The following is a 7974-nucleotide window of genomic DNA, read 5'->3' on the forward strand; positions in this document are numbered from 1 at the left end:
CGCGAAGGGGCTGACGTGACCCAGATTCTCATGAGCGCCATCGATGTGGCGCAGCAGGCTGTACGACCCGGCCAGCTCCGGGCCGTGATCTACGCCCGGGTCTCCACGGAGGAACAGGCCAAGGGTTACGGCATCGAAGCCGGCGAGAAGCGAGCCAGGCGGTACATCGAGAAGAAGGACTGGGCATACATCACCACCTTCGCTGACGAAGGGGTTTCCGGCTCTCTGGACTGGACGGAGCGGGAAGATCTCAATCGGCTCATGGAGATGGCGCAGCAGACGCCACGACCTTTCGACGTGGTCGTAGTCCCCGAGGGTCGGGCCATCGGCCGCGCGGACCGGGCCTACTACCCGTGGGTATGGAAGCTCGAAGACCTCGGGGTCTTCGTGGCCGACGCCAAGCTCGACATCGACAACACCACGGACGAGGGCCGCGACAAGATGCGTGAGGAGGCGAATTTTGCCTTCAAGGAGTACACGCGCATCCGCTCACGCACACAGGGCGGCGTCCAGGAGCACGCCGAAGACGGCGGATACACGGGCGGCTACGTTCCGTTCGCCTACCGCGTTGAGAACATGGGCAAGAAGCGAGAGAGTCGGCTCGTGCCCGACGTCTGCGGGCACGGCGAAGGGTGCCGGGAGCGTCACGAACTCCCCGTCGCCAAACGGGGGCGCGTGCTGTTCGTCGAACATCGCAACTGGGACAAGGCCGCCGACCTTCTAAATGCAGAAAGCCTGTTCACCCGCAGCGGTGTTCCGTGGTCGGGTAACAACCTCCGCAACGTCCTGACCGGAGACGCGCTGCTGCATGCCCAACAGGTCTTTCGCAAGAAGAGCAAGGCGAAGCTGGACCGCAACGGCAAGCCGCTGCATGGCGAAGAGGTCGTCATCGACTTGCCCCCCGTCTTCACGGATCAGGAGCGAGAGGAGCTGAAGGCGGCCTGCTTGATGGCCGCCAAGGGGCCTGCTCTGAACGGAGGGCGGGCATATCCCATCAGCGGCAGGTTCACCTGCCTCTGCGGCGGTACGTACACGGGATGGAATCCCACTGGGAAGCGCAGCCCGAAGTACCGCTGCAACAAGGGCGGTCCCCAGTGCAAGCTGGTGCCGGCCGAAGCGATGGAGAAGGACGTCTGGCGCAGAGTCCAGGAAGCCCTGAGCGACCTTGACCGCCTGGAGCGAGTGGCCGCCGCCTGGATCGGCATGGCCGCCCAGCGGGACGTGAACTTCGAGGACCGGATCAAGGAACTCGACACCAAGATCGAGCGGCAGAAGAAGACCGTCAAGGTCACCCGTGCCGTGGCCATCGGTGAAGCGCTGGACCGGGGCCTGGACGAGGCTGAAGCCGCTCAGGAGGCGATTGACGCCGTCCGGCCACTGAAGAAGCAGCTGGCCGGCCTGGAGAAACTGCGGGCGGACACCGCCCAGTGGCAGAAGGAGGCCACGGAGACGACCATGAGGGCCGAAGACCTGATGAAGCTCGCCAAGGCTGCTCAGGAGCGCTTCGGGCGCCTCTCGCTGGAGAAGCAAGCCCGGCTGCTGACGCTGCTCGAAGCCGAGGTGACCGTCACGGCGTCGGCTCCGCAAGGCAAGGCGGGCGTACGGTGCTCGCTGATCGCCTGGTTCCGAGAGAACGAATACCAGGTGCCGGAGCTCACCGACGAGGCATGGGAGCGCGTGAAGGACGTCATCCCGCCGGCACCGGGGCGGGATGCCCGCCGGGCCCTGGCGGGGATGCTGGAGAAGGTCCGCACCGGGGTTGCCTGGGGCAAGCTGCCCAAGGAGTACGGAGACGGGCAAGCGCTGCGGAAGGTCAACGCTGGGTGGATGACGGGCGTCTGGCCCGCCGTGATGGAGCGCCTGAAGGGCCTGCCCGGCGCCGAGCCGTTCGACCCCACGCCGATCCCGCCCACCCACATCCGTCTGTGGGTCATGCCGGAACTGCTGCTCGGAAACAATGTTCACTTGGATGCATGCGTGTCACACCCAGCATGAAGGTGAACATCACGGTGAGGATGCCGATGATGGCGCCCACCGCGATCACATCCGCGAGCGCGTCGAGCCCCACCGACTGGAAGGCCGTCGAGAAGCCGCTCTCCGGGTCGACCTCCGTGTAGTTCTGCATGCCGGTGAGCACCAGGGTGGCCAGTACGTACAGCACCATCGTGATCGCGAGCGAGTACATGATCGCCTTCGGCATGTGCCGCTGCGCGTCCTTGGACTCCTCGGCCGCCGTCGACATGGCGTCGTACCCGAAGACCGCGAAGAACACCGTCGCAGCGCCGGTGAAGGCACCGCCGACACCGAAGGGGAAGAAGGGGCTGTAGTTGCTGGTGCTGACGTGGAAGAAACCGACGACGATCACCAGCAGCACCACCAGGACCTTCAGCACCACCACGACCGTCTCGAAGCGCGCCGCGCTCTTGATGCCCAGCGTCAGCAGTACGCGACGAACAGGCACAGCACCGCCGCGAACAGATCGACACGGTGGCCGTCCCCGGTGCCCGGCGCGCCCAGCATCCAGTTGGGCAGCTCGGCGCCCATGTCCTCGATCAGGAAGTTGAAGTAGCCGGAGATGCCGATCGCGACCACCGCCACGATCGCCGTGTACTCCAGCAGCAGGTCCCAGCCGATGAACCAGCCCGCGAGCTCACCGAGGACCGCATAGCCGTAGGTGTACGCCGAACCGGCCTTCGGGATCATTCCCGCGAACTCGGCGTACGAGAAGGCGGCGGCCGCGCTCGCCACACCCGCGATGAGGAAGGAGATGAGGACGGCGGGGCCCGCCGTACCGTTCGCGACCGTACCGGCGAGGGTGAAGATGCCGGCGCCGATGATGCCGCCGACGCCGATCGCGGTGAGCTGCCAGAGGGCGAGAGTTCCGGTCAGCCGCTCGCTCGCGTCGCCCTCTTCGATCTGTTCGATGGGCTTGCGGCGCAGTACGCCCTGCCCCATCCGCGGTCCGGCCATGGCTGGTACCTCCGCAGACGACTGTCGGCTGATGGCGGCTCATGATGGCTCAGGTGCGGCTGTGACGAAAGGTGTCGTACGCCAAGTGGCGTCTTCCTCCGCTTGCCCGGTTTTCGGTTACGGCACGACCGTGACCGGCATCCCGAGCGCGGCCCCGGCCGGCATCAGCGGCTGTACGTAGATCCAGCGCCGGCAGCGCGTTCTGCCGCCGGGCAGAGGCCCGCCGCGTACGCCGCGGCACGCAGCGAGGAACCGGATCCGTCCAGGCCGGCGACGATCACCTTCGGGCCGCTGTCCGGCACGGACCGGCTCGTCCCATCGGGTACTTCGGCGCCCGCTGCCCGGTGTGGGTCGGGCTCAGGGGCCTGCGGCCGTGCGAGCTATTAGTCATGAAAAAGGATCAGATGTATCCGGGGCGCAGAGCGATGCTGCGCCTCGCCGCCTGCCTCGGGGCCGCCACCGCCGTGCGGTTCCTCGGCCCGGACGCGGCCCAGACGCCGGGACGCTATCCCTCCGGCCCGCCCCCGGCGGCAGGACCGCAGGCCGGGGCGCCGGCTAGGTTCTCGGCGTACCGGCTGCGGCCCATGACGGCGTACACCCCGCCCAAGTTCAGACCCGCCCGGCCCCCCGTGCGCCGCAGGCCCTTCCTGCGCATGGGCGGGATCGGCCGCAGCATGGTGCTGACCTTCGACGACGGGCCCGACCCGCGCTACACCCCGGACATCCTGCGGACGCTGCGGCGCTACGACGTGCGCGCGATCTTCTTCGTGTGCGGGGGGATGGCGGTCGAGAACCGGGACCTGCTGCGCGAGATGGCCGAGGACGGCCATGTCGTCGGCAACCACACCTGGTCCCATCCGCTGATCCCGCGGCTGTCGCCGGACCGCATCCGCGCCGAGCTGGGGCGTACGAGCGACGTGGTCGAGCGGACCATCGGGCACGCCCCCGACTGGTACCGCGCACCGTACGGAGCCTGGAACCGCCGCTCCTTCGAGATCGGCGCGGAGCTGGGCATGGAGCCGCTCGCCTGGACCCTCGACACCCTGGACTGGCGCGAGCCGGGCACCGCGGCCATCATCCGCAGGGTGCGCCGCGGCGCGGGCCCGGGGGTGGTGGTGCTCTCGCACGACGCCGGGGGCAACCGGCGGCAGAGCGTCGAGGCCCTGCGGACGTACCTGCCTGAGCTGCTGGACGCGGGCTACCGGATCACGGCGCCGAGCACCGCGCTGCGGGGGTAAGTGCCGTACCCGAACCGCCTCCCTGGGCGCCGCCTGTTCAGCGGGTGTCGACCAGGGAGGCGAAGACGACGACGTTCCCGGTGTAGCCGGCCCTCTTCGAATAGCCGCCGCCACAGGTGATCACGCGCAGCTCGGGCCTGCCGAGGTCGCCGTACACCCTGGGGCCGGGGAAGTCCTCCTTCGAGAAGACCTCGACGCCGTAGACCTCGAAGACGGCGGCGCGGCCGTCGTAGCGGACCACCTGGATGCGGTGGCCCTTCTTGAGCGAACCCAGGTTGTAGAACACGGCGGGCCCGGCGGAGTTGTCGACATGGCCGACGATCACCGAGGTGCCGCGCTGGCCGGGCGCGATGCCGTTCTGGTACCAGCCGACGAGGTTGGGGTCCTGCGGCGGCGGTGCGTCGATCCAGCCCTCCGCGTCGAGTCCCACGTCCACGATGGGCGCGTCGACGTGGATGTCGGGAAGGCGGATCCGGGAGGCCGGGGCGTACGGCAGAGGCTGGACGGAGGTGCGACGCACCTTCTCGGTGCCGACGACGTCGGAGCGGCTGTTCAGGGAGGCGGCCGATGCGGGCTGCGGGGGGCCGAGTGACACGTCGGCGCCGTTTCGCATCAGGGCGAGTCCGGTGAGCATGGCGAGGGCCAGGACCCCCCACGGCGAGCGTTTTCTCGGCTCGGAGCCTGTGTACTCCTGGCCCATGGTGCTCCCTTCGACGCGTCTGTACGGACGCTAAGCGCGCGGGGTGGGGGCTGCGAGACGTGAGGGGCGAACGGGTGGCGGGGCGGCCTCCGGGTACCCCATCCGGGTAACTCGTCGTACAAGATATCTGACGGTGTGTGACCTGCGGCTCCGTTAGATCCGGGCGCGCCGCACCGGCGTGTCGCCTCACCGGGGTGGACCAGTCCCGAAATGCGTTAATCGCCCCGGTCGGTAAGTGTTCGTCTGGGAGGCGTTCTCGTCGATCTTCCCGGAGCACCGCTCCGGGGCGCCGTCCCGTGGAGGTTTTACGATGCGTGCTTCACGCGCCTGCCTGGTGACCGCGGTTGCCTGCGCGGCGGTCGGTCTCGCCGCCCCGATCGCCGCCGCCACCAACGGTCCGAGCAACGTCAACGTCAACCCGTTCAGGGTCCACCAGGGCGGTGTGCTGACGGTCAGCGCCTCCGGGTGCGGCCATGGCGGCACTGTGTCGTCCCACGTCTTCCAGCGGACCGCCCATCTTCCGGCGAGTGACACCACGTCGTACGCCACCGCCAAGATCAGGCACAACGCCACTCCCGGCACCTACCACCTGGCCGTCAAGTGCAACGACAACCCCAGGATCGTCACGCACCAGTTCCGGGTCGTCGCGGGCCGGGGCGCCAACGTCGGTATCGGCGGATCGGTCGGCCCCTCCGACACGGAGATGCAGGTCGGGGCCGGTCTCGTATCCGTGGCGGCCGTCGGTGGTGGCCTCTTCATCGCACGCAGGCGTCGCCTGAACCGCGCCGAGTTCTGAGCACCTCCTGCTTGTGTGAACGCCCGTCGCCCCGCGTCCTGACCAGGACGCGGGGCAACGGGCGTTCGGGCGGCCGGGGCCGCGATTTCTCCGGGTTCGTCAGTGCTGGCGGCTGCCGGCGCGCCGGCGCAGAACGAAGATCACGCCCCCGGTGGCCGCGACGACCAGCGCCGCACCCGCGGCGATCTCCCCGGCGTTCATCCCGTCCTGGCTGCCGCCCACGCCACCCCTGGCGGGGCCGGCGGGGGAGCGGGTGGCCGTGGCCGTGGTGGTCACGGTCGGGCGAGGCGTGGTGAAGGTGGGCCTCGGCCGGGCGCCGGCAATGGTGAGCTGCGAGGTGGTTTGCCGACCGTCGTCACAGGTGTACGTCACCCTGTACATGGCCCCACGTTTCGCGTCCCAGTCGACCGTGGCGGTCGCCGGGCGACCCTGAGAGATCCTGACGACGTCGAACACGGCCGAAGACGCGTCCGCTTCGCCCTCGCACCCCGAGAGGGACAGCGTGACCTGTCCGCCGGGGGCGATGGTGGACGGCGTGGCGGTACCGACCAACGGGGAGACTTTGCTGCCGACGGCCGAGGCTGCCGGGGCGGTGAGCGAGAGAACGCTGAGGCCGAGCGCGGCGGCCGATGCGAGACGTATCGCGCGCATGGTCAATCCTCCGGGTCCCGAGGGGCAGCGGCGGAATCTTTATCCACACATGGCAGGAAATGCACCTCGATAACCCGAACGCTAGGAGCGGCGACGGCGCCGCGCGATCACAGTCGCGCAAATGGGGTATCGGGGTAAGCCACCCGGTGGCCCGCCATCAGCCGCCACACTGGGCCGATGCGCAGCTTCAGCGAAGATCCGGCACTGCGGCCGCCGCCCTGGCAGCCCTTGGTATTCAAGGGCTACCTGGCCACGGCGACCCTTCACCACGACCGCGTCGAAATCAGGCGGAGCCGCCTGGCGAAGCTGGGCGGGAACAAGGACGCCACCGTGGCCCTCGCCGACGTGGTGCGGATCGTCAGCAAGGAACCGACGCTCCTCGTGAACGGTTACGTGTTCCTCGCGACGGAATCCGACCCCGGGCCGCTGCGGGGCTTCGCCGCCCGGCCGTCCGGACAGACAGCCGGAAACCCGCACACGATCATGTTCACGCTGGCCCGGGCGAAGGCCTTCGCGGCCTTCCTGGAATCCGCCGACGCGACCTGGCGTGCGAACGGCGCGGGCGCGGTGGGGGCGTAGTCCGTCGCTGGTGCTCGTCTATTTCGACGCGTTCGGGAACAGGTCCAGGAAGGGGGTGGCGGTGGCTGAGAGGCCGCGGCCGAAGGGGGCGTCGAAGTCCCAGATGAGGAAGAGCAGGAACGCGATCAGGGCGCTGTAGAGCCCGGCCAGGAGCAGCTCGCGTCCGGTCCGGCGGATCTGGAGAGTGAAGATCAGGCCCACCGCGACCAGGGCTCCGGTGATCAGGCCGAACCAGACGACGCCGGGCATGGTCGCCTCCGCGCCCGCGCCGCGCGCGCCCCGGGCGTCGTCCACCGCGGCCACCTGGTCGACCAGCGGCTGGTAGGCCTGCCCCTCGTGGTCCGTCTTCGGTACGTAGTCGGTGACTTCGCGGCGCAACTGGTCGAGGAGTTCGGTGCCGCGCTCGGTCAGACTGCCGTGGTCGGCCATGTGGCGCCATTCGGTGTTGACGACGTACGTGACGTACGCGTCGACATCGCCGCGGATACGGGCCCGCACCTCGGCGGGGTAGACCTCCGAGCGGGCGCTGATCTCATGCAGGGCCTGGGCCTCCTGGCGTACGGACTCCTGTGCGGCGCCGCGGCCCTCCCAGACGCCGGCGATGGCGAGGCCGAGGACGATCGCGTAGACCACGCCGATCATCATCGTCATGTACTCGATGACGTCCGGGGTCTCGGACGGGTCGTCGTCATCGCCGACGCGGCGGTGGTTGATGACCGTGATGGTGAGGACGACCGCGCAGGCGGCCGCCATCGCGATGCTCAGAACGAGCCATTCCGACATTCAAGGCTCCGTCGGCTAGCGGGAACGGGGGCGCAGCACGGCGGCGGCGAATACCGCCGGGGCCGTGACCAAGAGGGTGAGGGAGACCAGGGACGGGCCGTTGTGGGGCTCCTTGCGGGTCGCCTGCCGGTACACGGGGATGGCTACCGGCGTGGGGGAGGGCGGCTTCGGCCGGGCGTACGGACTGGGCTTGGGGGTGGGAGAGGGCTTGGGGGCGGGAGGAGGCGGCGGCGGTGGTGCGGGCGCCGGTGGCGGAG

General features: G+C 69.3%; 7 protein-coding genes and 3 pseudogenes. 4 read left to right on the plus strand and 6 right to left on the minus strand.

The features are described from left to right. Positions 1-30: 30 nt before the first annotated feature. Entirely contained in the window at positions 31-1995 is a 1965-nt protein-coding gene (locus J7E89_RS20955) for a recombinase family protein (RefSeq protein WP_251060860.1), read from the plus strand. Here J7E89_RS20955 and J7E89_RS20960 read toward each other — a convergent pair. Next, a pseudogene (locus tag J7E89_RS20960) lies at positions 1973-2970 on the minus strand (amino acid permease); the annotation flags it as partial. The gene J7E89_RS20955 and the pseudogene J7E89_RS20960 sit on opposite strands and share 23 nt — an antisense overlap. A gap of 132 nt (positions 2971-3102) precedes the next feature. Further along, positions 3103-3272: pseudogene (locus tag J7E89_RS20965) on the minus strand (universal stress protein); the annotation flags it as partial. Between the two features lie 87 nt (positions 3273-3359). Here J7E89_RS20965 and J7E89_RS20970 point away from each other — a divergent pair. After that, a complete protein-coding gene (locus tag J7E89_RS20970; protein ID WP_214975764.1) occupies positions 3360-4208 on the plus strand; it encodes a polysaccharide deacetylase family protein in 849 nt (282 codons plus the stop codon). Between the two features lie 37 nt (positions 4209-4245). Here J7E89_RS20970 and J7E89_RS20975 read toward each other — a convergent pair whose 3' ends face one another. Continuing rightward, positions 4246-4908, minus strand: coding sequence for a class F sortase (locus J7E89_RS20975; RefSeq protein WP_214975766.1), 663 nt, complete (start codon positions 4906-4908; stop codon positions 4246-4248). 310 nt (positions 4909-5218) lie between these two features. Here J7E89_RS20975 and J7E89_RS20980 point away from each other — a divergent pair, with 310 nt between their 5' ends. Further along, entirely contained in the window at positions 5219-5704 is a 486-nt protein-coding gene (locus J7E89_RS20980) for a hypothetical protein (protein ID WP_214975768.1), read from the plus strand. A 99-nt stretch (positions 5705-5803) separates the two neighbouring features. On the opposite strand, the gene J7E89_RS20985 is transcribed toward J7E89_RS20980, so the two are convergent. Then, a complete protein-coding gene (locus tag J7E89_RS20985) occupies positions 5804-6355 on the minus strand; it encodes a hypothetical protein (protein WP_214975770.1) in 552 nt (183 codons plus the stop codon). 177 nt (positions 6356-6532) lie between these two features. On the opposite strand from J7E89_RS20985, the gene J7E89_RS20990 reads away from it, so the two are divergent. After that, positions 6533-6934, plus strand: a complete 402-nt coding sequence (locus J7E89_RS20990; protein WP_214975772.1) for a hypothetical protein — start codon at positions 6533-6535, stop codon at positions 6932-6934. Between the two features lie 18 nt (positions 6935-6952). On the opposite strand, the gene J7E89_RS20995 is transcribed toward J7E89_RS20990, so the two are convergent. Both J7E89_RS20995 and J7E89_RS21000 read right to left on the minus strand, forming a co-directional pair. Beyond that, a complete protein-coding gene (locus tag J7E89_RS20995; protein ID WP_214975774.1) occupies positions 6953-7717 on the minus strand; it encodes a DUF4239 domain-containing protein in 765 nt (254 codons plus the stop codon). Between the two features lie 15 nt (positions 7718-7732). Beyond that, positions 7733-7974, minus strand: a pseudogene (locus tag J7E89_RS21000) (hypothetical protein); the annotation flags it as partial.

This window comes from Streptomyces sp. ISL-100, from assembly GCF_018614615.1.
GTDB lineage: Bacteria > Actinomycetota > Actinomycetes > Streptomycetales > Streptomycetaceae > Streptomyces.

Coding starts and splice junctions, on each gene's coding strand:
- J7E89_RS20955 (WP_251060860.1), top strand. CDS start 31: ATGAGCGCCATCGATGTGGCGCAGCAGGCTGTACGACCCGGCCAGCTC.
- J7E89_RS20995 (WP_214975774.1), bottom strand. CDS start 7,717: ATGTCGGAATGGCTCGTTCTGAGCATCGCGATGGCGGCCGCCTGCGCG.
- J7E89_RS20975 (WP_214975766.1), bottom strand. CDS start 4,908: ATGGGCCAGGAGTACACAGGCTCCGAGCCGAGAAAACGCTCGCCGTGG.
- J7E89_RS20990 (WP_214975772.1), top strand. CDS start 6,533: ATGCGCAGCTTCAGCGAAGATCCGGCACTGCGGCCGCCGCCCTGGCAG.
- J7E89_RS20970 (WP_214975764.1), top strand. CDS start 3,360: ATGAAAAAGGATCAGATGTATCCGGGGCGCAGAGCGATGCTGCGCCTC.
- J7E89_RS20980 (WP_214975768.1), top strand. CDS start 5,219: ATGCGTGCTTCACGCGCCTGCCTGGTGACCGCGGTTGCCTGCGCGGCG.
- J7E89_RS20985 (WP_214975770.1), bottom strand. CDS start 6,355: ATGCGCGCGATACGTCTCGCATCGGCCGCCGCGCTCGGCCTCAGCGTT.